Genomic DNA, 22,376 nt, shown 5'->3' with positions numbered 1-22,376 from the left:
CCACCCTAGCCGCGCCCACGGCAGCGCCGGGCAACGCCGGATGGTGCGTGGGAGGGGTAATTTCAGTTAACATTCACTAACTAACGCTTCCTGGACTTCGGCCGGGGCGTGCGCGCATCAAGGAGGATGTATGGACGTCACAGGCGGCGTTGCGTTGATTACGGGAGGTGCCTCGGGTCTGGGCGCAGCTACTGCCCGCAGGCTGTTCGACGCCGGAGCCTCGGTGGTGCTTGTTGACCTTGCCTCCTCTGCCGGTGAAGCGTTTGCTTCCGAGCTGAAGGACGGCAAAGCCGGCGGCGGCGGGACGGATCAATCCGCCATTTTTGTACCGGCGGACGTCACCAATGAAGCGCAGGTGCAGGCCGCCGTCGACGCCGCCCAGGCGCTGGGCCCGCTCCGCATCGTGGTGAACTGCGCAGGCATTGCCACCCCGGGCAAGGTGTTGGGCCGGGAAGGCGTGCTTCCCCTGGAGGCGTTCAACCGGGTCATCCAGGTCAACCTCGTGGGGACCTTCAACGTGCTCCGGCTGGCCGCGGCAGCCATGGTGGCCAACGAGCCGGCCACTTCGGAGCTGGGCGGGCCGGAACGCGGCGTCATTATCAATACCGCCTCGGTGGCGGCTTTTGAGGGGCAGATCGGCCAGCCAGCCTACGCGGCTTCCAAAGGTGCCGTGGCGGCGATGACGTTGCCGATCGCGCGGGAGCTGGCGCGCTCGCTGGTGCGGGTGGTCACCATAGCGCCGGGAATCTTCGAAACACCCATGATGGCGGGCCTGCCGCAGGAAGCCCAGGATTCCCTGGGCGCCCAGGTGCCGCACCCCTCGCGGCTGGGCAAACCTGCCGAGTACGCGAACCTCGTGGCGCATATTGTGGACAACGCCATGCTGAACGGCGAGACCATCCGGCTGGACGGCGCCATCCGGATGGGACCGAAATGACCCTCCCTAAAACTGCCGTGTTACCGTCGGCCGATTTTTTCGCCGTCGAATCCCTGCTGAACCAGGCTGAACGGGACAAGCTGGCCGAACTGCGGGAGTTCCTGGCCGCGGAGATCGCACCTTTTGCCGGCGACTGGTGGAACAAGGCCGAATTTCCCGCGCACATCCTGCCCAAACTCGCGGCCCTGCAGCTGAGCACCCCTGCGCAGCGCGGCTACAGCCACCTGTTCGCTGGCCTGGTGATCGCCGAGATGACCCGCGCGGACACGTCCATTGCCACCTTCTTCCTGGTCCATCACGATCTCTTCGTTGAGTCGCTGTACGCCTTCGGCAGCGCCGGCCAGAAGCGGCGGCTGCTGGACGACGCCTCAAACCTGCGGATCACCGGCGCGTTCGCCCTCACCGAACCGAACCATGGTTCGGACGTGGCTGGCGGCATGGAGACGCGCGCACGGCGGATTTCTTCCGCAACAGGCAGGGCGGACGACGGCGGAGACACCTGGGTGCTGAACGGCGCGAAGCGGTGGATTGGCAACGGGACGTTCTGCGACTACATGCTGGTGTGGGCGCGCGATGAGGCGGACGGTTCGGTGCGGGGCTTCATTGTTGATGCCACCCTGCCGGGGGTCACCCGGAGGCGGATCGAAAACAAGATCGCGCTGCGGACCGTGCAGAATGCGGACATCGTCTTCGACGACGTCCGGGTAGCGGAGGAGGACCGCTTCGCCGCCATCAGCAGTTTCGATGACACGAACGAGTTGCTGCGCGGCTCGCGCATCATGGTGGCGTGGCAGACGGTGGGCCAGCAGCTGGCGGCCTTCGACGTCGCCCGGCAGTACGCCGTGGAGCGGCATCAATTCGGCCGCCCGCTGGCACAGTTCCAGCTGGTCCAGCAGCAGCTTGTGACCATGCTGGGCAACGCCGTGGCCAGCATGGGCATGATGGCCGGGCTGGCCAGGCTGCAGGACGCCGACGCCGCCGATATGCCGCAGGTGGCACTGGCCAAGTCGTACCTCAGCGCCCGGATGCGCGAGACGGTTGCCCTGGGCAGGTCAATCCTGGGCGGAAACGGCATTGTCACCGACTACCGGATGGCGAAGATCTTCTCGGACGCGGAGGCCATCTACACGTACGAGGGATCGTTCGAGATCAACACCTTGATCGTGGGGCGGGCCATCACGGGGCTTTCGGCGATCGTCTGACGCCCGGTGGTTGAGCCAGTCGAAACCGGATTTCGACAGGCTCAATCACCGCGCTTCCGAAAGGTTCAATCACTGGGGTACGGCTGCCTCTCGCCGGCCTCCACGCGCACGTCCAGCGAGTTGTTCTTCACCGGCATAGGGCAGGTTCCATAGGGTGTAAAAGCGCTGGGGTAGTTGATGGCCCGGTTGAAATCGAGGACCACGGTTGAGTTGCCGGCTGCATCGTGCCGCGGCCGGGGCACGGTGAGCTTGCGCCAGTCGTCCGTGGTTTCGCCGTTGGTTTCGTCGTGGAACGTGACGGCCAGCGCCCCGAGCTTTTCCTCCTCCGCCTGCAGCCGCATTTCGTGCGGACTGCCCGGCACACGGAACACAACTTCGCCCACGGTTCGGTGGATGCCGTCCACCAGCGGGTTGGCAGTGGCGATCGGAACCTCCACAGGCTCCGGATAGGGCTCGAACCGGCCAGCAATTTCCCAGTCCGGGTTGTACGGGTAGGTGGGGACGCCTTGGAATTCCGTGAAAACGGGGGACTCCGCGTCCCTGGTCCGTATGGCGTAGCGGCCGCCCCGCATGGCCAGCTCAACCACCACCTGGGCGCCGTCCTTGCCGCCGAACTGGACCCACATCAGTGATTCTTCGTCGGCGAGGGACGCCGTTATGGTCCCAGCCACCGATTGCCCTGTCTCCACCAGCGTCAAACCGTCCGCGGGCACTGCGGTGAGTGACGCCGTCGTACCGTCCGTGGACCAGAGGCCGGGCACCATCTCGACGGCGGCCGGAGAGTCTTCAAGCCACTGGAAGGAGGTGAGGGTCAGCCAGCCGTGGCGGGCGGCCAGCGCCTTGTCCCTGTTGTCGCGGAAGCGCTGCCAGCGCTCCACCTTGGCGGCTGGAATGGTGTTCATGGGTCCCTTCCGGGGTTCGTTATGCCTCGGCTACAACGGCGCTGTACCGGCTTTCATTCCGGAGAACTGCCTGGCGGAGGAATTAGCGGAACTCGATGCGAGCTAGGCCGGAGCAGATATGCCGTTGCGGGTTGATGCTGCTTGCAAGGCGGCACCGACAATGCCTGCTTCGTTTTTCAGCCTTGCCGGTACTATCGGCGTCCTCAGGTTGAGGTGGGGCAGGTATTCGTCTGTTCTTTGGGAGATGCCTCCGCCGACGATGATCAGTTCGGGGGAGAATATGAACTCGAGTTCGGAAAAGTAGCGCTGGAGCCGGGCACTATATTCCTTCCACGTGAGTCCGTCGCGTTCCCGGGCGACAGCGGAGGCTTTGATTTCGGCGTCGAAGCCGTCTACGGAAAGGTGGCCGAGCTCGGCGTTTGGTACAAGTTGCCCGTCGAAGATCAGGGCTGAGCCGATGCCTGTGCCCAGGGTGATCACAAGGACGGTTCCGTTGATGTGTTTGCCGGCACCACATCGGGCTTCTGCGAGTCCGGCGGCATCGGCGTCGTTGATAACGGCAGTTGGTCGGCCCAGGCGCCCTGCGAAAAGGGTGTTGATGTCACAGTTGATGAAGCTGCTGTCCATGTTTGCGGCAGACCTGGATATTCCATGCTGGACGATACCGGGGAAAGTCACCCCTACGGTTGAGGAGTGGTCCAGGGAATTGCTTCCCGCAGCGAGTTCGTTCACGATCTGCGAGACAACCTCATTCACCAGGTTCGCGGTGGCGGGCTGCGGTGTTGCCAGGCGAATGCAGCTGCCTTCGAGAATGCCCTTCCCGGGATTGACGATGCCTCCCTTGATGCCGGTACCGCCGATGTCAATGCCGATGAAGCAGCCGGTCTGGACGTTGGTGTTGGCCATGCTGTTCCGTTCTTTCAAGATTAAGGAAGCGGGCAGCAGCTTTTGCGCTGCTGCCCGCTTTTGTTCACAAGCTGGCTGTACTTCGTCTGGTTAAGGGGTGGACTTGAAGGCGTTCCAGCTGTCCCAGTTCTCGCCATCGAAGCCGAGCCGGCCAGGCAGGTAGTCGGCCCAATTGCCAGCGGATTTCTCGATGATTTCGCCACCAACGGAGTAGTTTTCCAGCGCGAGGCCCTTGCCGTCAGTCACCTCGTTGCCCATGGTGACCTTCTCGCCTGCAGGGTTGGTGTAGCGCTTGAGGTGGCTGACCTGCGAGGTCCAGTCGAGTCCGTTCCAGCTGTCAATCTGGAGATTCTTGATGTTGATGTTTTCCGTGTTCGACAGGGCATAGACGCGGATGGCGCAGTTGGTCATGCCCTCTACAGTGAAGTTGTCGAACGTCATGTTCCTGACCGTGGTGCTGGGGTCCGCCTTGGTGGTGGAGCCCATATCCTCCCAGTGAGAGGAGGAATTGAAGATGCAGGTGTTGTATTTAACGTCCTTCCAGTACATCCGGTTATGGATGACCGAGGTGTTGGTGACGTTCACGTTGTCGATGTTCCGCGGCGTCCAGCCCCACTGAACCACTGGTCCGTTCTCGTTCTTCCAGATCACGGTGTTATCGATGCTGACGTCGCTGTGGTACATCTTCAGCACGTCGTCATTGGAATTGAAGAAGGTGTTCTTCATGGTGCTGCCGTCGTAGAGTTCCAGTCCGTCGGTCTGCCAGTACCAGCTGCCGACCTGCTTGTAGTTCTCCACATTCATTTGGAAGCGCTCCACGCCCACCTCTTTTTCTCCTTCGTGCGCGTAGACGACGAAGGAGTGATAGGGCGGTTCGTTGATCGTGACGCCTTGCAGGTCGAGTTTCTGTCCGGCGTTGGAGGATTCGAACTGCAGCATTTTCACGCAGGTGACGTGGCAGTTGGATGCTCCGTTGAGTGCCTTGTAGCCGTTGCTGGTGTCTGGCTCGTAGACGTATTGCTCGCCGGAAAGGACCCCGTATCCGGTGACTTTGTATTGGGCTTGGTTGCCTTCAGGGAACTTGAAAGCACCCTTTACGTATGCTCCGGGTGCCAAGTAGACCCATTTCACATTGGGTGGCAGGACTGCGTGGTAGTCCGATCCCATGCTGTAGGTGCCGGGCTTGAAGTAGATGATCTCCTCGGTAACTGAGTTGAGGTTGGTCACCTCACCTTCGGCCGGGTAGTGGATACTTCCTGATTCCTCGGCCGGAACCAGGCGCTCCTTTTGTTCGCCGCGGAGTTTCGGTTCGGCGAAGATCATCATGGAGTTCCGGGGCTCGGTGTGGATGGCGCGGTTGCCCTCGGCGCTGGTGGTCAGCTTGCCGCTGTCCCCGGTCATGTCGTTGTACGCCGTGTACAGCTGCGGTTCGAACTCCAACGAGAACCGGTAGCCGGCGTCAGAGTAGGGCACTTTGATTTTCACGGTGTCCGCGTCCACGAGCTGCTTTTCGAAGGTGTAGCTGCTGGGACGGATCTGGACCTGGTCGGCTGAGGTGATGGTCTGGCCGGTCTTGAGATTGACCTCCACCCAGACGTCCTTGGCGTACTCAAAGCTGGACCAGCTCATGGACAGGCCGGCCTGGGAGGAGAACTCCGCGCCGTCTTCCTTGGTGTAGCCGACCTTGTCCTTTCCGCTGCGGGGGATGCTCATGTAGGTGAAGGCGTCGTAGGCCTTCTCCGGTTGGTTGGCTGAGGCGACCTGGACGTCGTAGATCGAGGACTGCCGCACCTCGTTGTCCCCGATGGGGCCTTCGGTGTTGAAGACCCCGTTGTTGTGCCACCAGGTGTGCAGGTTGCCGTTGTCCACGGTACTTACTTCGGCGGATTTCTTCGGGGCAGCCGGAGCGCTGCCGGCGGCCTGGGCCGGGATGGCAGTGCCGCTGCCCACAAGCATGGTGGCTGCGGCGATGGTGATGGTTTTGGCTAGTAGCCTCAGCCCTGATCCGGGCATGATAGTTCCTCTCGTCGATCGGGCGTTGTGCCCATGGAGACTGCTCCTCTGAGTAGCAGCACACTCCGTTGTGTGGGTACCGGGGTTGCCGGCCCGTGGGTTACCTCAGCTGAGACGCTTACGGAGGACGATCACCTCCCAGGGCCGCAATTGCTGGGCTGGGTTAGCGTCAGGCTGGTTATTGAGTAGAACTTCCGCATGCGCCCATCCGGTTTCGATTTCCGCGCCCAGAGAAACCGATCCGGCGGAGCAGTTGGCCAGGACCATCAGGCTGGTGTCCTCGTTGGTGCGCGTGTAAGCGAACAGTTGCGGGTCCTCCGGGTACAGGAGGATGAAGCGCCCGTCGACCAGGACAGGCTCTTCGTGACGGAGCCGGACCAGCCGGCGATACCAGGCGAATACGGAGCCGGGGTCGGTCCTCTGGGCTTCGGCGTTGAGCCAGGTGTGGTTGGGGTTCACCGGGATCCATGGCTCGCCGGTCGTGAAGCCCGCGTTCGGTGTGGCGTCCCACTGCACGGGTGTCCGGGCGTTGTCGCGGCCGCCCACGGCGATGCCGGCAAGGAGTTCGGCGGCCGTGCTCCCGTCGCTGCCGGCGAGGGCTTCGCGGTAGTAGTTCAGGCTCTCCAGGTCCCGGAAGTCGTCGACGGTGGAAAACGGCATGTTGGTCATGCCCAGCTCTTCGCCCTGGTAGATGTAGGGCGTGCCCCGCATCAGGTGCAGCACCGTAGCAAGGGCCGTTGCGGACTGGTACCAGTAGTCGGTGTCATTGCCGAAGCGGGAGACGGCGCGGGGCTGGTCGTGGTTGTTCCAGTAGAGGCTGTTCCAGCCAACGTCCGCCAGGGCCTTCTGCCACCGGGCGAAGGAGTGCTTCACGGCCACCAGGTCCAGGGGCTTGCGGGTGAACTTGCCCCCGGTCCCGTGATCCAGGCCCACGTGCTCGAACTGGAAAATCATGTCCAGTTCCTGCCGTGCCTGATCGGTGTAGAGCCCTGCGAGTTCGGGAGTGGCGTCCACCATCTCGCCCACGGTCATCAGGTCGACGTCCCGGTCAGCGAAGACTTCGCGGTGCATTTCCTGGAGGTAGTCGTGGACCCGCGGCCCGGATCCGTAGAACGGCATCCCGTCGCCCCAGGCTGCGCCGTCCTGCACCGGGCCGTCGGGAAGGTCGGGGTGCTTGGAGATGAAGCTGATGACGTCCATGCGGAAGCCATCGATGCCGCGGTCCAGCCACCAGTTCATCATTTGGTAGACGGCGGCGCGGACCTCAGGGTTGTCCCAGTTCAGGTCCGGCTGTTTCCGGGAGAAGAGGTGGAGGAAGTATTGCCCGGTGTTCTGGTCCAGTTCCCAGGCTGAGCCGGAGAAGAAGGAGCCCCAGTTGTTCGGTTCCGCGCCGTCGCGGGGGTCGCGCCAGATGTACCAGTCACGTTTGGCGCTGCTGCGGCTGGCGCGGGATTCCTGGAACCAGGTGTGTTCGTCGGAGGTGTGGTTGACCACGAGGTCCATGACCAGTTTCATGCCGCGGGCGTGGAGTTCAGCGATGAGTTCGTCGAGGTCCTGCAGGGTCCCGAAGGTGGGGTCCACGGCGTAGTAGTCGCTGATGTCGTACCCGTTGTCGTCCTGGGGTGAGGCGTAGACGGGGGAGAGCCAGACGACGTCGATGCCCAGGTCTTCAAGGTGGTCCAGGCGGTTGATGATGCCGCGGATGTCGCCGATGCCGTCGCCGTTGGAGTCGGCGAAGCTGCGCGGATAGACCTGGTAGACGACGGCGGCCTTCCACCATTCGTCGTTCGGACCGAGGCTGGGGTGCCGCAGGGCGGGCTGGAGGGTCACTTGATGGCTCCGATGTTTACGCCGCGCATGAGGGTGCGCTGGAAGAGAAGGAAGAAGATCAGTGCTGGCAGGATGCCGGCCATGGATGCTGCGGCCAGAGCGGTGGGGTCGGAGGTGTATTGGCCGCTGAGGGCGCCCAGGGACACGGACACGGTCTGGTTTGAAGCGCTGGGCAGCAGGACCAGGGGGAGGAAGAAGTCGTTCCAGGTCCAGATGAAGAAGAAGGTCACCAGTACGGCCAGGGTTGGTCGGGTGAGGGGCAGGACGATGATCCGGAGGATCTGGAAGCGGCTGGCTCCGTCCAGTCGTGCGGCCTCGAGGACTTCCATGGGGAAGGAACCGAGCACGGAGGCGAGCATATAGGTGCCGAAGGCGCTTTGCAGCACGGCCAGGATGATGGTGACGCCGAGCAGGTTGTCGTAGAGGTTCAGTTCCCGGGAGAGGACGAAGAGCGGGTAGACCAGGGCTTCCTGGGGGATAGTGAAGGCGAGCATGAAGACGGCGAGGATCCATACCCTGCCCTTGAGCCGGCCGATGCCGATGGCGAAGGCGCTGAGAAGACTCAAGCTGGCGGCGATCAGGGCGACGCTGCCGGAGAGGATGACGCTGTTGAGCAGTTTCTGGTTGAAGTTCACGCCGATCCAGAAGTCGATGATCGCGGTGAAGTCCAGCTCGGTGGGGATCCCGATGGGGCCGTCGGCGATGTACTCCGTGGAGGGTTTGAACGCGTTGATCAGGGCCAGCCAGAAGGGGAAGATCATCAGTGCCGCGGCCACGGCCAGCAGAATCAGGACGGTCCAGCCGCTGATGCCGCGCCGGCTCCTGGCGCTCCTGTTGGTGCGGGCTGTTTTGTGGTGGCGTTCCGGTGATGCCGGGGCGGTGTCGGGGGCGGGGGCTGTGGTGGTCACTTTTCGAATCCCTCGGCGTTGCGGGTCTGGTAGCGCAGCAGCACGATCGCGATGATGGTGACGAGAAGCGCAAGGAGCGAGGCGACGGCGGCGCCGTAGCCCACCTGTGTGGTGGTGAAGAAGTTTGAGTAGGAGAAGTAGGCCGGGACGATGGTGCTGGTCCCGGGCCCGCCTCTGGTGAGGACGTAGATCGGGGCGAAGACCTTCAGGGCTGCCACGGACGTGGTGATCAGGACGACGGCGATTTCGGGGCGGAGTTGGGGGACGGTGATGCTCCAGAAACGCTGGAACCAGCCGGCCCCGTCGATCTCGGCCGCCTCGTACAGGGCAGGATCGACGCGGGAGAGTCCGGCCATGAACACCACGACGGTGTAGCCGATCTGCAGCCAGATCAGGACGTTCATGACGGCGAGCATGGCGGTGTCGGAATCGCCCAACCAGTTCTGCTGCAGCCAGCCCAGGCCCATGCCGTCAAGGACGGTGTTGATGATCCCGTATTGCGGCTGGTACAGCCATTTCCACAGGACGCCGGCGACCACGATGGGCAGGATCTGCGGGAGGTAGAACATGGCGCGGAGGATGCTGGCGGCGCGGGCACCGAACTTGGGAGCGATGTAGTCAAAGAGGACAGCGGCCAGGAAGACGCCCAGTGCGGTGGGGATAACGGCCATGGCAAGGATAAAAGCGGTGCTGTGCAGGAACGACGCCCAGAACGCGGGGTCGGCCACGAGGCGTGCGTAGTTGTCCAGGCCGACGAACTTGGGGGTGCCGACGCCGCGCCAGCTGGTGAGGCTGTAGTAGAGGTTCATGCCGAACGGGATGGCCACGATGCCGATGAAGCCGATGGCGCCTGGCAGGAGGTAGATCCAATAGCCGAGCGGGGTTTCCCGTGCAGTGCGCCGCGGCGTTCCTGTTCTGCGTGGGGTGTTCCGGGATGCGGGGGCCGGAGGGGCCGGGGTGACTGCGGTCATGATGTGTCCTTCTCATGTGGCGGCGCGCCTGTCTGGTGCACCGCCACATATTGGGGGCGGGCCTACTTGCTGGGCTTGCCCTGTTCGTAAGCTGCCTTGATGTTTTCCACGGCCTTGGCCGGAGTGATGTTGCCCTGGACCAGGTCGCTGGTCTGGGCGACCAGGACGTCGTTGAGTCCCGGGACGGGCCAGTCGGGGTACCAGCCCAGGCCGCCGTCGTTGCTGTTCAGCAGTTCGTTGAACCTAGGTGTGGTGAGCTTGCCGATCGGGGAGGTGATGGCTGCTTCATCGGCGGCGACAGGAACGGCGCCTTCGTTGCCCAGGAGGTTTTGGATCTCCGGGCTCATGGTGATCTCCATGAAGTCGTAGGCGAGTTCCTTGTTGCGTGCCTTCTCGGGGACCACCCAGAGGTTGCCGCCGGAGCCCGGGTGCAGGTCTGTAGCGGGGAAGAGGAACTGGTCGAACTGGAAGTCCTTGATGTCATCGGCGAAGCCGCCGGCCCACCAGGTGCCGGAAACGAAGATGGGGTACTGCCCCGCCGCGAAGGCGTTGCCGGCGTCCTGGGCGCTGACTCCGGTGGAGTCCTTGCTGATATAGCCGCGGTCGGTCCAGTCCTGCACGGTTTGGGCGGCCTTTTCCCAGGCGCTCCAGTCAACGTCGCCTTCGAACTGCTGGTAAGCCGACCAGGCCCTCTTATCCATGTTGGCCAGCGCAAGTTCATAGAGCAGGTGGGTGCCGGGGTAGTCCTGGGAGCCCAGGGCCAGTGGTGTGATTCCCGCTGCCGTGAACTTGTCCATGGCCTGTTCGAGCTCGGGCAGTGAGGTGGGAACCTGCAGGTTTTGCTTTGCAAAGAGGTCCTTGTTGTACCAGACCGAGACATACTCGCCGTAGTTCGTGATGCCGTACCGCTGGCCGGAACCCATCACGCCGTTTTCGTAGAGCCCCACGTCCTGGGCGGTGCTGTCCAAGTCCCAGTTGCGTTCCTTGGCCACGTCCGTGAGGTCAGTCAACAACCCTGCCTGCGAAACAACCCCTGCTGTGGCATTGCCCTTCAGATACTCCAAAACGTCGGGTGCGTCATTGGAGTCCAACAGGAGCTGACCCGACTGCTGCATCTGCTCGTAGGTCTTGAGTTCGAACTCAACCTTTACGTCCGGGTGCTTCTCTTCAAAGAGCTCAATGGCACGGTTCCAGCCGGTGGAGAGGGCACTGTCATCGTTCTCCCACCACCAGACCTTGAGGGTTTTTGCCTCGGAAGTGGCCTGCGGTGCAGAACATCCTGAGAGGGCCAGTGCCGCGACCGCGGATGTTGCCAGAGCCGCGAAGGCCCGCCGCGAGAGTTTGTTTTGGATGAACATCAGTGAGCTCCGTTGGTCTAAAAGTGGGAAACCCGTCTGCGGGCTTGGTTAATTATTTTGATCCGAAACTAATAGCAGTGTCAATAGTAGAACTGATGCGGATGTGGCGACTGGAAAAGTTGAGCGACGGAACTAATTGGTCGTGGCAAGATGGTTCTGTGAAAGCTCAGTCAATGTGGTCGGCCCCGGACGCCTCGCTTCCCGTGGCGATCGAGGTTCTGCGCAGGGGGCCGATTTCCAGGGCGGCAATAGCCCGCCGGCTCCAGCTCTCTCCAGGTTCGTTAACCCGGCTCAGCACGCCACTGATCGAGGAGGGCCTGCTCAGAGAGGTGGGGGAGCACAACGATGGCCGGGTGGGCCGGCCGACCCGACTGTTGGACGTGGACGCCGATTCCAGGCATTTCATTGGGATGAAGATCCGCGAAAGCGAGATCATTGCTGCCCAGACGAACCTTCGCGGTGAGATCAGAAGCCACCGAACCGAAATGATTAAGGATCGAGACCCCGCTGCAGTCGTTGAGCAAATCGCAGGGTTGACCCAGCGTCTGGTGCTGGAGAAAGACATCAGCGGCATCGGTATCGGCATCGGTGGTTTGATTCGAGACCGGAAGTTTGTCATCGATGCCAGGTTCCTTGGATGGAGCAATCTGGACCTGGCGGACATGGTGACAGCAGCAACGGGGATACCTACTCTGATCGACAACGATCTTGTCGCCTTTACCGAATATGAACATTGGTTCGGCGAGGGGAAGGAAGATGACCGCTTCGCCGTCGTCACGCTCGGCATCGGTACAGGATTCGGCCTCGTGGCCAACGGCGCCCTTGTCACGGGGGACGATTACGGCATCGGCCTCGTGGGACACTGGCCGCTCGACCCCACAGGACCGCTGTGTTTTGCAGGCCATCGGGGCTGTGCGACAAGTATTTTGAATTCTGATTCCATCGCGCGCCACATTTCAAACGCCCTTGGGCGCGAGGTGGATTATGAACGCGCCCTGGACTTGGCTACAGAGGGCGATGCCGTAGCAAGACGAGTCATCGACGACGCCGGACGCGGCTTAGGCAGGCTCATCGCGGCCATCTGCAACCTGACGCTGCCACAGCGCATCATCATCGCCGGAGAAGGCGTCCGACTCGCCGCAGTTGCGCGCCCCGCTCTGGATGCCGGTATTGCCTTGGACCGTGATCCCCGCGCGACAACGCCTCCGATCGTCCTGGCCTCGAAGGATAACGTGCAATGGTGCCGCGGGGCGGCCGTCCTCGCCATACAGGCGTTTGTGCACGGAACCCTGCCAGCAATTTCGGCTCCGCCTGAGCGCCGATTGAAAAGCGCCGGGACCTCATCAACGTCCTGATTTAAGGCAGGTCACGGGAACTTTAAGGCAGGTCACGGGAACGAAGACGGGCTTTGTGGAGTCGCCAGCACCCGTAGGGTCACCGCCATTGAGGTTATCAACCTTACGGCTGTCCGCACTGTTGAATAGTGGGCGTGGACATCCTTGGAGCAATAAGCACTGACTGGCTCAAAGCCCTGACCTGGATCGCTGCCCTCGTGTGCGGGGCGGCGATGCTTGCGTGGCGGGGGCGCCGGCCGGACCAGGCGCTGCTGGCAGCCTTGCTGGTGTTTATCGCCGCGAGCGTGGGCGCCGGAATTTACGTCCTGAACCACGTGGGTGACCAGCGGTGGGGCCGCGCCGGGCAGGAACTCCGCCCGCCCAACCTGTCCGAGGCTCCGGTGGTGGGGGACTTCCTGAAACCGTTGCAAGGGGCCCTCGGGGACATGGCCGATGGCGTCAACGGCTTTATGGACTTCCAGTCCGCGCTTCCCGTGGCTCTCGAGTTTTTCGCGGCGGCCGGCTGGGCTTTTGCAGGGTCCATACCGGTGGGCCTCCTGGTCCTGGCGGCCAGCATGCGGGCGGCCAGGCGTCGTCATGCTGAACTAAGCGCCTGCAGCAGGGAAGTGGCAATGTTGCGGGCGGAACTTGAGCGTGTGAAGCGGCACGTAGGTTACCCGGCAGATGACATTATCTGAGACGGATTCCCCGGTGACGCCGCCCTGCGGGTAGCATCTTTAGCTAGTAACGTGGCTCACAGTATCCAGCGCAGTGTACGAGCCAAGTCCCGAAACCCTCGAAAGATTGCTTCCATGGCTCACACTGCAGCACATCCCGAAACAGACCTTGCCTCCGAACTGAGGGCAGACGTCCGCCGTGTCTCCACCCTGCTGGGCGAATCCCTGGTCCGCCAGCACGGGCCCGAGCTCCTTGAGCTCGTGGAGCAGGTCCGCCTCCTTACGAAGGAATCCAAGGAAGCCGCCCGCGGCGGCGCCGATGCCACCGGGCCCTGGAGCGCGCACGACGTCGTCGCCCAGGTCCGCGAGCTCCTCGGCTCCCTGCCCATCGAGCAGGCCACGGACCTGGTGCGTGCCTTCGCTTTCTACTTCCACCTCGCCAATGCCGCCGAGCAGGTCCACCGGGTGCGGGGCCTGCGGACCCGTGCGGAGAAAGACGGCTGGCTGGCCAAAACGGTCAACGAAATCGCCGCCCAGGCCGGGCCCAGTGTCCTCCAGGAAGTAGTGAACGGGCTTGATGTCCGCCCCATTTTCACTGCCCACCCCACCGAGGCCTCCCGCCGTTCGGTGCTGGACAAGATCCGCAAGCTTTCGGATGTGCTCGCACAGCCCACAACCGAAGGCACCACGACCCGCCGCCGCCAGGACCGCCAGTTGGCTGAAATCATCGACCAGATGTGGCAGACCGACGAACTCCGCCAGGTCCGGCCCACCCCGGTGGACGAGGCCCGGAACGCCATCTATTACCTGGGCGGCATCCTCACCGACGCCATGCCCGAGATGCTGGCGGAATTCTCCGAACTGCTGGGCGAACACGGCGTCAGCCTGGCGTCCAAGGAAGCCCCTATCCGGTTTGGTTCCTGGATCGGCGGCGACCGCGACGGCAACCCCAACGTTACTGCCGCAGTGACCCGGGAAATCCTCCAGATCCAGAACCAGCACGCGGTCCGGATCAGCATCGCCATGATCGACGAACTGATCTCCATCCTCTCCAACTCCACGGCGCTCGCCGGGGCGGACCAGCAACTGCTCGACTCCATCGACGAGGACCTGAAAAAGCTGCCGGGCCTGGACCGCCGTGTCCTTGAGTTGAACGCGCAGGAGCCCTACCGGCTGAAGCTCACCTGCATCAAGGCCAAGCTCATCAACACCGGCAAGCGCGTCGCCGCAGACTCCAACCACGAGCACGGCCGGGACTACAACGGCACCGCCGAACTCCTGGCGGACCTCGAACTGCTGGAACTCTCGCTGCGCAACCACTCGGCGTCGCTCGCTGCGGACGGCGCCCTGGCCCGCGTCCGCCGCGCCATCGCCTCCTTCGGCCTGCACCTGGCCACCCTGGACATCCGCGAACACGCCGACCACCACCACGACGCCGTGGGCCAACTGATGGACCGGATCGGCGGTCCCGGGCTCCGCTACGCCGAACTCAGCCGCGAGGAACGCTTCGAAGTCCTCGGCTCCGAGCTTGCCTCCCGCCGTCCGCTGTCCGGCCACCCCATTAAGCTCGACGGCGCCGCTGACGGCACCTACGACGTCTTCCGCGAGATCCGCCGTGCCCTGCGCACGTACGGCCCGGACGTCATCGAGACCTACATCATCTCCATGACCCGGGGCGCGGACGACGTCCTGGCCGCCGCCGTCCTGGCACGCGAAGCCGGCCTGGTGAACCTGTTCGGCGAGAAGCCGTACGCGAAGATAGGCTTCGCGCCGCTGCTGGAAACGGTGGAGGAGCTCCGCGCCTCCGCCGAGATCGTGGACCGGCTGCTGTCCGATCCGTCCTACCGCGAACTGGTGCGGCTGCGCGGGGACGTCCAGGAGATCATGCTGGGCTACTCGGACTCCAACAAGGAATCCGGCGTGATGACCAGCCAGTGGGAGATCCACAAGACCCAGCGCAAGCTGCGGGACGTGGCTGCCAAGCACGGCGTCCGCGTGCGCCTGTTCCATGGCCGCGGCGGATCCGTGGGCCGCGGCGGCGGACCCACCTACGACGCCATCCTGGCCCAGCCCAACGGCGTCCTGGAAGGTGAGATCAAGTTCACCGAGCAGGGCGAAGTCATCTCGGACAAGTACTCGCTGCCCGAACTGGCCCGCGAAAACCTTGAACTGAGCCTCGCAGCAGTGCTCCAGGGTTCGGCCCTGCACCGCGATCCGCGGACCTCCGCGGACCAGCGCGAACGGTACGGGCACGTCATGGAAACCATCTCCGATGCCGCCTTTGACCGGTACCGGAAGCTGATCGACGATCCGGACCTGCCGGCCTACTTCCTGTCCTCCACGCCGGTGGAGCAGCTGGGCTCGCTGAACATCGGCTCCCGCCCCTCAAAGCGTCCGGATTCCGGTGCGGGCCTCGGCGGCCTTCGTGCCATCCCGTGGGTGTTCGGCTGGACCCAGTCCCGCCAGATCGTGCCGGGCTGGTTCGGCGTGGGCTCCGGGCTCAAGGCTGCCCGCGAGGCCGGTAACGCCGCGCAACTGGTGGACATGTGGGAGAACTGGCACTTCTTCCGGTCGGTGCTGAGCAACGTGGAGATGACGCTCGCCAAGACGGACATGGACATTGCCGGATACTACGTGTCCACCTTGGTCCCGGAAGGCCTGCACCACATCTTCCGGGCCATCCGGGAGGAGTATGAGCTGACCGTGGCGGAAGTCCAGAACCTCACCGGTGAGCGCCTGCTCCTGGACGCCCAGCCTACGCTGAAGCGCTCCCTCGAGATCCGCGACCAGTACCTCGATCCGATCAGCTACCTGCAGGTGGAACTCCTGCGCCGCGTACGGGCCGAAAGCGGCTCCATCAGCGAAGGCGAGATTGATGAACGCCTCCAGCGGGCCATGCTGATCACGGTGAACGGCGTGGCAGCAGGACTCCGCAACACCGGGTAACGGCATATCCACCCGTTGCGCTATCACTTATCGTCCTCTTCAGCGCTGTTTGACGACCGGAAGTGATAGCGCAACGGGGGTGGGTAGGGTTGAAGGCATGCCTTCGTTCCAGACCCGCCTGAAGATCACCGGGCTGCGTCCCGGCAACCCGCCCGAAGCCGTGATGGACGCAGCGGTGGACGCGTTGGGAACACGGCACCACGTGGAGTCCAACCAGCTGCAGATTGCCGGCGGCGTCCCGCAGCTGAACCTGCGCTTCCTCGTGGAGGCGACCGAATACAGCGGTGAGAACCGCCAGGCGGTCGAATCGGCAGCCATGATGCGCGACGCCGTCGAACGTGTTGCGCTGACAGGTTCCCTTACCGTCCTGCGGCGCAGCCGCGGCCGCTGGATGCCGCTCTAGGACCGTTACGGCAGGGGCGGTTCGGGTTCTTCGACGACGGGGGACCGGTTGCCGCGGCGCCGCGTAACAATAATTCCGACGACGACGCCGATCACCAGCCCCAGCGCCACCCCGATCAGGGAGCTCGCCCAGAACGGCAGCCCGGTGGCCGAGCCGGTGAAGTAGCCGAGGCCCACCAGCCAGCACGCCCAAAACAGGGCGCCGAGCCCGGCGCACAGGCTGAAGCCGCGGACGGAAACGTTCGCGATCCCGGCGGCAGCCGAGGTGGCCAGCCGTCCGCCGGGAATGAACCTGGCTCCGATAATGGCGCCGTAGGTGGACGAGCGCCCGGCCTTGGCAAGAGCCTCGTGGATCCCGGAATGGACGCGGCGGCCCCACTTCCAGCGGTCAAGGACGTGGCTCAGCCGGCGCCGGAACAGCTGGAACACCACCATGTCGCCCAGCCAGGACGCCAGGGCGGACAGTGCGGCCACCAGGAACACGTTGGCCCTGCCGTCCGCGGACAGCGCTCCGCCGGTGATCACCACCATTTCGGACGGGATGGGCGGGAAGATGGCGTCGCCCAGCACGACGGGGATGATCCAGAAATAGATGGCCGCCCCCCAGCTGTCAGCGCTGCCAAAGTCCATGGCCACAAGGTACCGCAGATTGGTGCCCCCGGGACCACACATTTACCGCAGCGGTGCGTCCAGCGGACCTTTCCGCAGGTCAGGCGCCGGCGGCCTCGCTGAGCTGCAGGCCGCTGCGGTACTCCACCGGTTTCCCTGACATTGGGTCCACAAACCGGATGCCCCGGGCCAGGAGCTGCAGGGGTTTGGTGTAATCGTCCGGAGCTTTGTCCAGCAGGTCAGGGTAGAAGGCATCGTTGACGATCCCCAGCCCCAGTGAGGCCATATGCACCCGCAGCTGGTGGGTCTTGCCGGTATGCGGCTCCAGCCGGTACAGCGCGCGGCGGGGGCTCTTAACCGGCCCGGCAGTGGCGGTGCCCGCGGCACGCGCTGCAGGGCCGCCGTCGAACGTTGCCAGCTGCTCAATCCGCGTCTCCGCGTTGGGCTCGCCCTCGATCACTTCGGCGAGCAGGTAGCTGCGCGACTTGGTCATCCGGTTGCGCACCACCACGGGAAATTCGACCCCCGGGTACCCCTCCGCCGGCTGGGCTGCAGACACGCACTCGTATTCCTTCTGGACCTGGCGCTTCTCAAAAAGCACCTGGTACTTTCCGCGGGTCTCCGGATTGGTGGAGAAGAGCAGCACCCCTGCGGTCATGCGGTCCAGCCGGTGCATGGGAATCAGGTCCGGAAGGTCCAGCTGGTTGCGCAGCCGCACCAGGGCGGATTCCTGGATGTAGGTCCCGCCGGGAGTGGTGGGGAGGAAGTGCGGCTTGTCCACCACCAGGAGGTGCTCGTCCTGGTGCAGGACGGACAGATCCACGGGGATGCGGGTCTCGGGCGGCAGGGTGCGGTAGTACCAGATGAAGGTGTGGTCCGTCAGCGGAGTACCCCGGTCCAGGGGAACGCCGCCCTCGCCAACGATCTCGCCGGCGTCGAACCTGTCCTCGATGCCCTGCGGATCGATGTGGCCCCAACGGTGCATCATGTAGTCCATCGCGGTGTCCCACGGTCCCTCGCCGGGCAGGCGCAGGCGGGTCGCGTTCACGCCGTCGCGTACGGGGAGGGGGGATTGCATCACTGGACAATTCTACGTGTGCCTGCCGAAACATCGGTCTGGCATCCGATGATAAAAAAGTTCTTGACAAAAAAAGTTGTCGGCTGGCAGGCTTGAAGGATGTTGGACATAGCAGTCATCGAGGACCCCGCGGCGGCCGAAGCTTCCCTGGATCCTGTGCGCACCCGGATCCTGCACGAGCTGTCCAGTCCCGGCTCGGCCACGCAGATCGCGGTCAAGGTGGGGCTGCCCCGCCAGAAGGTCAACTACCACCTCAAGACGCTCGAGCGGCATGGGCTGGTGGAGCTGGTGGAGGAGCGGCGCAAGGGGAACGTGACCGAGCGGGTGCTCCAGGCCACTGCGGCGTCCTACCTGATATCACCGCAGGCCCTGTCCTCGGTATCGCCGGATCCACACCGGTTCTCGGACCGCTTCTCAGCCTTCTGGCTGCTGGCACTTGCCGGCCGGATGGTCCAGGAGATGGGCCAGCTGATCGCCGGCGCCGCCGCTGCCCGGCAAAAGCTGGCCACGTTCGCCATCGACGGCGAGATTACCTTCCGGACCGCCGCTGACCGTGCCGCCTTCGCGGAGGAGCTGGGCGTGGCGGTCACCCGGCTGGTGGACAAGTATCACGACGGCGGTGCCACCTCAGCTGCGGGGGCATCAGGCGGCAGGTGCCACCGGCTGGTGGTGGCGCTGCACCCCGTCCTCAAGGCAGGCAACCCCACAACAACCGTTCCAAAAACAACCAAGGAAACCCCGGAAAGCCCGGAAACCCCTACAGCAAAGGAGCAGGACAATGACTGACAAGCGCGAATTCGAGATCGTCTACGACACCGAGCTGCCCGGCACGCCGGAGCGGGTGTGGGAGGCCGTGACTGCAGGGACTCCGGCCTGGATGTTCCCCACAGACCAGTGGCCGGACGTCAAAACCGTCGAGGAATACCCGAGCCATCTCGTGTCCAGGATGGATGGCCCGGACGGCTGGTTCAACCAGCTCGAGCACGTCCTGGAACCGCTTGAGGGCGGCCGCGCGCGCCTGCACTACGTGCACAGCGGGATCTTTGCGGACAACTGGGACGGGCAGTACGACGGCGCCACCCGCCACACCGAGTTCTACCTCCACACTTTGGGCCAGTACCTGCAGTATTTTGACGGCCGTCCCGTGGTCTTCACGGATATCCAGGCGCCCGCGGCTTCGCAGAACCCGGACGGCTTTGCGCAGCTGCGCAGGGCCCTGGGCGTGAAAGCCTCCGCCGCGGGGTCGCAGGTGGAGCTGGAGCTCGACGGCGTGGGCCGGCTGAGCGGCGAAGTGGACTTCTCCAACGAGCACTTCCTGGGGATCCGCACCTCGGACGCGCTCTACCGGTTCTTCGGACGCAACGCCTTTGGTGCGCCGGTGGGAATGACCGTCCACGATTTCAGCGGGGCCGGCGATACCGAAACCACTGCCAAGGCCTGGGGCAACTTCCTGGAGAAGGTGTACGCCTAAAGGGTTTTGAAGGGCCAGCGACCCGCAAAATACAGATCGACGCGAAAAACCTGGCGCGGTGGATATCTCCGCGGCGTCAGGTTTTTTGCGTGCAGCATTGACTGAGCCCGTCGAAAAGCGGTGGTGTCAGGCGGCCCAGCCACGGGCTATGGCATCCAAGGCGGAGTTGTAGGCGGCGGCCCAGTCGGCGTCGGGCGGGCCAACCTGCGCCAGTTCCAGGCTCACCAGGCCGTGCACCTGGCCCCAGATGGCGAAGGCCACCACTTCCACAGGCTCAGCCCGCAGGGCGCCCGACGCCTGGGCGGAAGCCACCGCTTCCATCAGCGGATCCATGGCTCCGGCGGCGACTTCCGGGCTCGGCTGGCAATCCACGTACGCGGCCAGGGCGCCGCCGAACATCAGCCGGTAAAGCGCCGGGTGCTCCACTGCCCAGGCACGGTAGGCCAGGCCGAGGCCCTGCAGCCCCGCCGGGGCTGCGGCCACCTGGGAGTCCCGGAAGGACCGGAACCCGTGGTCCACCACGGCGGTGAGGAGTTGGGATTTACCGCCGAACAGCGAGTAGACGGCGGTGGTGGACGTCCGTGCGGTTGCTGCCACATCGCGCAGCGTCACCTTGGCGGGCCCGTCACGGTCCACCAGTTCAGCGGTGACAGCGAGCAGTTCCTGACGCAGGGAATCGTTGTGGATCACAGGTCTTGCCATGGGTTCCATTGTTTCATAACATTGTTTCGTAACGTCGTTACAAAACATCGTTTCGAAACCACCCAAGGAGCTTCTCATGGTGCACAGTGTCTTTCCGGGCCGGTACACCGCCGATCCCGGCCGGGAATCAGTGACGGTTTTCCTGATCGGTATGCGGGCCAACCGGTGGTGGAAGCTGGGAACAATCAGCAAGGTGGCGAGCGCCATGCCCCGGATGCTCCAGCATCTGGCCGCGGATCCGGCGTCCGGGATGCTGGGGTACCAGCAATGGTTTGGCCGTACCACCATGCTGCTCAGCTACTGGGAAAGCCCGGAACACCTGCGGAAATTTGCCGCGGACCGGGAGTCCCCCCACCTGGAGCCCTGGCGCCGGTTTATGAAGGAGACGGCCGGCAGTGGCGACGTGGGCGTCTGGCACGAGACCTATCAGGTGCCGGCCGCGGGGATCGAGGTCATCTACAACGGGATGCCCCTCTTTGGGCTGGCCAAGGCCACTGCCCATGTTCCTGTGGGAGCCGGGACCAATAGCTCCAAGCAGCGGATGGGCCGGTTTGGCAGGCAGTCGGCGCCGGTCAGGCAATAGCCACGGCGGGGGCGTTTTTGAGGCTGCGCCGGAGCTGGGGGGCTGCATCCAGCCGGTCCTGGGCTGACAGCAGTGCCAGGACTGCGGTTTCCAGTTTTTCCGGCGGCAGGGTGAACGGTACCCGGAGGTAACGTTCGAAGGCGCCGCCAACGCCGAAGCGCGGACCTGCAGCCAGCCGGATGCCGAAATCCGGGGCGATCACCGTCAGGGCGGTGCTGATGGGGGCCGGAAGCCTGCACCACGCAGACAGCCCGCCGGAGGGGTAGAGCGTTTCCCACCCCGGCAAGTGTCCGGCGAGAAGTTCCAGCAGGGCTGCCCGGTTGTCCCGGAGGGCGGCAAGGCGCGCCGGGAGTGGCTCGTCCATGGCCCGGATCAGGTGGGCGGCGGCCAGCTGTTCCATCACCGGCCCGCCGAGGTCCAGGGAGGTCCGGGCCGCGGCAAACTGTTGGATCAGCTCCTGCGAGGCCCGGATCCATCCCGTGCGAAGGCCGCCCCAGTGCGACTTGCTGAGTGTTCCGATGGTGACCACCGCCGGGCTGAAAGCTGCGACGGGCGTGGTGGCTGCGCCGTCGAGATTCAGCTCCCGCAGCGTCTCATCCACTACCAGGGTGGTCCCGGCGGCCGCGGCAGCCCTGACGAGCTGGCGGCGCTGGAGGTCCGGCATGAGCTGCCCTGTGGGGTTGTGGAAGTCCGGCACCAGATATGCCAGCCTGGGCCGCTGCTGCGCCAGCGCGGCCTGGAGTCCGTGCATGTCCCAGGCAACGGTTGTCCGACCCTCTGGTTTGCCGACGACTGGCGCTGCGAAGGCTACCGGCACGGCACGGCACCCGGCTGCGCGGATGGCGTCCAGGGCGTTCGGATAGCTCGGGTGTTCCACCACAACCCGGTCATTCCGGCTGGTGAGGGCCCGGAGGACGACGTTCAGGGCGTGCTGCGCTCCGGAGGTAACCAGGACCTGGTCCGCAGTGGTAGATACACCGGCTGCGGAATACCGTGCTGCCACCGCTTCCCGCAGGGGAAGCAGGCCCATGGCGTCATAGCCGAAGCCCGGGAGCAGGGCGGGCAGCTCGGTCAGCGCTGCTGCGAACGCCCGGTGGACCAGTTCGCCGCTGGCCGGCAAGGATGAATACGCCAGGTCGATCAGTCCCTGCGGCGCTGCCAAACCGGGTGCGGCTAGTCCCGGTGCGAGTGCGGCCGCAGCAAGCCCGCCTGAATCCGGCGTATTCGGCAGAGGCCCCCTGTGCGCTGTGGTGCCGGCCGTCGTCGTGCGCGGGATCCTGGTCCGGCTCCTGCTGCCCTGCCCGCTGCTGAGGAATCCCTGGTCGCGGAGCAGGCCGTAGGCCGCGGTGACGGTGGTCCGGCTGACGGCCAGGACTTCGGCGAGGGCGCGCTCGCTGGGAAGGGCCGTGTCCAGTGCCACTCTTCCGTCGAGCACCAGAAGGCGTACGACGTCGGCCAGCTCGCGGTAGGCGGGGGCGTTGCCGAGGTTCCACGCGCCCAGGAGGCGGGCAAGGGCTGATGCGGTCAGGGAAGACATCAGGCCAGTA

Annotated in this window: 20 protein-coding genes; 9 read left to right on the top strand and 11 right to left on the bottom strand. The window is 64.4% G+C overall.

Going from position 1 to position 22,376, the window contains the following annotated elements; translation table 11 throughout:
- Nucleotides 1–130: 130 nt before the first annotated feature.
- Both QF038_RS17410 and QF038_RS17405 read left to right on the top strand, forming a co-directional pair.
- A complete protein-coding gene (locus tag QF038_RS17410) occupies nt 131–937 on the top strand; it encodes an SDR family NAD(P)-dependent oxidoreductase (protein WP_307611684.1) in 807 nt (268 codons plus the stop codon).
- Complete coding sequence (locus tag QF038_RS17405) at nt 934–2,139, top strand: acyl-CoA dehydrogenase family protein (RefSeq protein WP_307611682.1); 1,206 nt, start codon at nt 934–936, stop codon at nt 2,137–2,139. Before QF038_RS17410 ends, QF038_RS17405 begins: the two co-directional genes overlap by 4 nt.
- A 65-nt stretch (nt 2,140–2,204) precedes the next feature.
- Here the strand turns inward: QF038_RS17405 and QF038_RS17400 are convergent, their stop codons facing one another.
- From QF038_RS17400 to QF038_RS17370, 7 genes are all read right to left on the bottom strand, one after another.
- Nucleotides 2,205–3,041: a DUF1684 domain-containing protein gene (locus tag QF038_RS17400; protein ID WP_307611680.1), complete on the bottom strand. Its 837-nt coding sequence runs from the start codon at nt 3,039–3,041 to the stop codon at nt 2,205–2,207.
- A 102-nt stretch (nt 3,042–3,143) separates the two neighbouring features.
- Nucleotides 3,144–3,947 carry a polyphosphate--glucose phosphotransferase gene (gene ppgK, locus QF038_RS17395; RefSeq protein WP_307611678.1) on the bottom strand — a complete coding sequence of 268 codons (804 nt, stop codon included), beginning with the start codon at nt 3,945–3,947 and terminating at the stop codon, nt 3,144–3,146.
- A gap of 90 nt (nt 3,948–4,037) precedes the next feature.
- Nucleotides 4,038–5,960 carry a family 49 glycosyl hydrolase gene (locus QF038_RS17390; protein ID WP_307611676.1) on the bottom strand — a complete coding sequence of 641 codons (1,923 nt, stop codon included), beginning with the start codon at nt 5,958–5,960 and terminating at the stop codon, nt 4,038–4,040.
- A gap of 105 nt (nt 5,961–6,065) precedes the next feature.
- Nucleotides 6,066–7,790: an alpha-glucosidase gene (locus QF038_RS17385; RefSeq protein WP_307611674.1), complete on the bottom strand. Its 1,725-nt coding sequence runs from the start codon at nt 7,788–7,790 to the stop codon at nt 6,066–6,068.
- The gene (locus QF038_RS17380) at nt 7,787–8,698 is read right to left on the bottom strand and encodes a carbohydrate ABC transporter permease (RefSeq protein WP_307611672.1); all 912 of its coding nucleotides are present in this window, start codon (nt 8,696–8,698) and stop codon (nt 7,787–7,789) included. Before QF038_RS17380 ends, QF038_RS17385 begins: the two co-directional genes overlap by 4 nt.
- Nucleotides 8,695–9,669 (bottom strand): carbohydrate ABC transporter permease, encoded by a 975-nt coding sequence (locus QF038_RS17375; RefSeq protein ID WP_307611670.1) that lies wholly within the window; start codon nt 9,667–9,669, stop codon nt 8,695–8,697. Before QF038_RS17375 ends, QF038_RS17380 begins: the two co-directional genes overlap by 4 nt.
- Nucleotides 9,670–9,731: 62 nt before the next feature.
- Nucleotides 9,732–11,027, bottom strand: a complete 1,296-nt coding sequence (locus QF038_RS17370; protein ID WP_307611667.1) for an ABC transporter substrate-binding protein — start codon at nt 11,025–11,027, stop codon at nt 9,732–9,734.
- Nucleotides 11,028–11,104: 77 nt separating this feature from the next.
- Between QF038_RS17370 and QF038_RS17365 the strand changes: the two genes are divergently transcribed.
- The 4 genes from QF038_RS17365 (at nt 11,105) to QF038_RS17350 (ending at nt 16,387) form a co-directional block, all read left to right on the top strand.
- Nucleotides 11,105–12,382, top strand: coding sequence for an ROK family transcriptional regulator (locus QF038_RS17365; protein ID WP_307611665.1), 1,278 nt, complete (start codon nt 11,105–11,107; stop codon nt 12,380–12,382).
- Nucleotides 12,383–12,516: 134 nt separating this feature from the next.
- Complete coding sequence (locus QF038_RS17360) at nt 12,517–13,059, top strand: hypothetical protein (protein ID WP_307611663.1); 543 nt, start codon at nt 12,517–12,519, stop codon at nt 13,057–13,059.
- 114 nt (nt 13,060–13,173) lie between these two features.
- Nucleotides 13,174–15,984, top strand: a complete 2,811-nt coding sequence (gene ppc, locus QF038_RS17355) for a phosphoenolpyruvate carboxylase (protein ID WP_307611661.1) — start codon at nt 13,174–13,176, stop codon at nt 15,982–15,984.
- A gap of 97 nt (nt 15,985–16,081) precedes the next feature.
- Nucleotides 16,082–16,387, top strand: a complete 306-nt coding sequence (locus QF038_RS17350; RefSeq protein ID WP_307611659.1) for a hypothetical protein — start codon at nt 16,082–16,084, stop codon at nt 16,385–16,387.
- Nucleotides 16,388–16,392: 5 nt separating this feature from the next.
- On the opposite strand, the gene QF038_RS17345 is transcribed toward QF038_RS17350, so the two are convergent.
- On the bottom strand, nt 16,393–17,016 hold the full coding sequence (locus QF038_RS17345) for a DedA family protein (protein WP_307611657.1): 624 nt from the start codon (nt 17,014–17,016) through the stop codon (nt 16,393–16,395).
- 79 nt (nt 17,017–17,095) lie between these two features.
- The gene (locus QF038_RS17340; RefSeq protein ID WP_307613518.1) at nt 17,096–18,073 is read right to left on the bottom strand and encodes an RluA family pseudouridine synthase; all 978 of its coding nucleotides are present in this window, start codon (nt 18,071–18,073) and stop codon (nt 17,096–17,098) included.
- A 99-nt stretch (nt 18,074–18,172) separates the two neighbouring features.
- Here QF038_RS17340 and QF038_RS17335 point away from each other — a divergent pair, with 99 nt between their 5' ends.
- On the top strand, nt 18,173–18,859 hold the full coding sequence (locus tag QF038_RS17335) for a helix-turn-helix domain-containing protein (protein WP_307611654.1): 687 nt from the start codon (nt 18,173–18,175) through the stop codon (nt 18,857–18,859).
- Complete coding sequence (locus tag QF038_RS17330; protein ID WP_307611652.1) at nt 18,852–19,544, top strand: SRPBCC domain-containing protein; 693 nt, start codon at nt 18,852–18,854, stop codon at nt 19,542–19,544. The genes QF038_RS17335 and QF038_RS17330 overlap by 8 nt, the downstream gene beginning before the upstream one ends.
- A 126-nt stretch (nt 19,545–19,670) precedes the next feature.
- Here QF038_RS17330 and QF038_RS17325 read toward each other — a convergent pair whose 3' ends face one another.
- Entirely contained in the window at nt 19,671–20,246 is a 576-nt protein-coding gene (locus QF038_RS17325; protein WP_307611650.1) for a TetR-like C-terminal domain-containing protein, read from the bottom strand.
- Between the two features lie 76 nt (nt 20,247–20,322).
- Here QF038_RS17325 and QF038_RS17320 point away from each other — a divergent pair, with 76 nt between their 5' ends.
- On the top strand, nt 20,323–20,829 hold the full coding sequence (locus tag QF038_RS17320; RefSeq protein ID WP_307611648.1) for a DUF4188 domain-containing protein: 507 nt from the start codon (nt 20,323–20,325) through the stop codon (nt 20,827–20,829).
- On the opposite strand, the gene QF038_RS17315 is transcribed toward QF038_RS17320, so the two are convergent.
- Nucleotides 20,819–22,369: a PLP-dependent aminotransferase family protein gene (locus tag QF038_RS17315; protein ID WP_307613517.1), complete on the bottom strand. Its 1,551-nt coding sequence runs from the start codon at nt 22,367–22,369 to the stop codon at nt 20,819–20,821. The two genes, QF038_RS17320 and QF038_RS17315, sit on opposite strands and share 11 nt — an antisense overlap.
- Between the last annotated feature and the right edge of the window lie 7 nt (nt 22,370–22,376).

The sequence above is a fragment of the Pseudarthrobacter sp. W1I19 genome, assembly GCF_030817835.1.
GTDB lineage: Bacteria > Actinomycetota > Actinomycetes > Actinomycetales > Micrococcaceae > Arthrobacter.
This window is presented reverse-complemented; position numbering and strand designations above follow the sequence as displayed.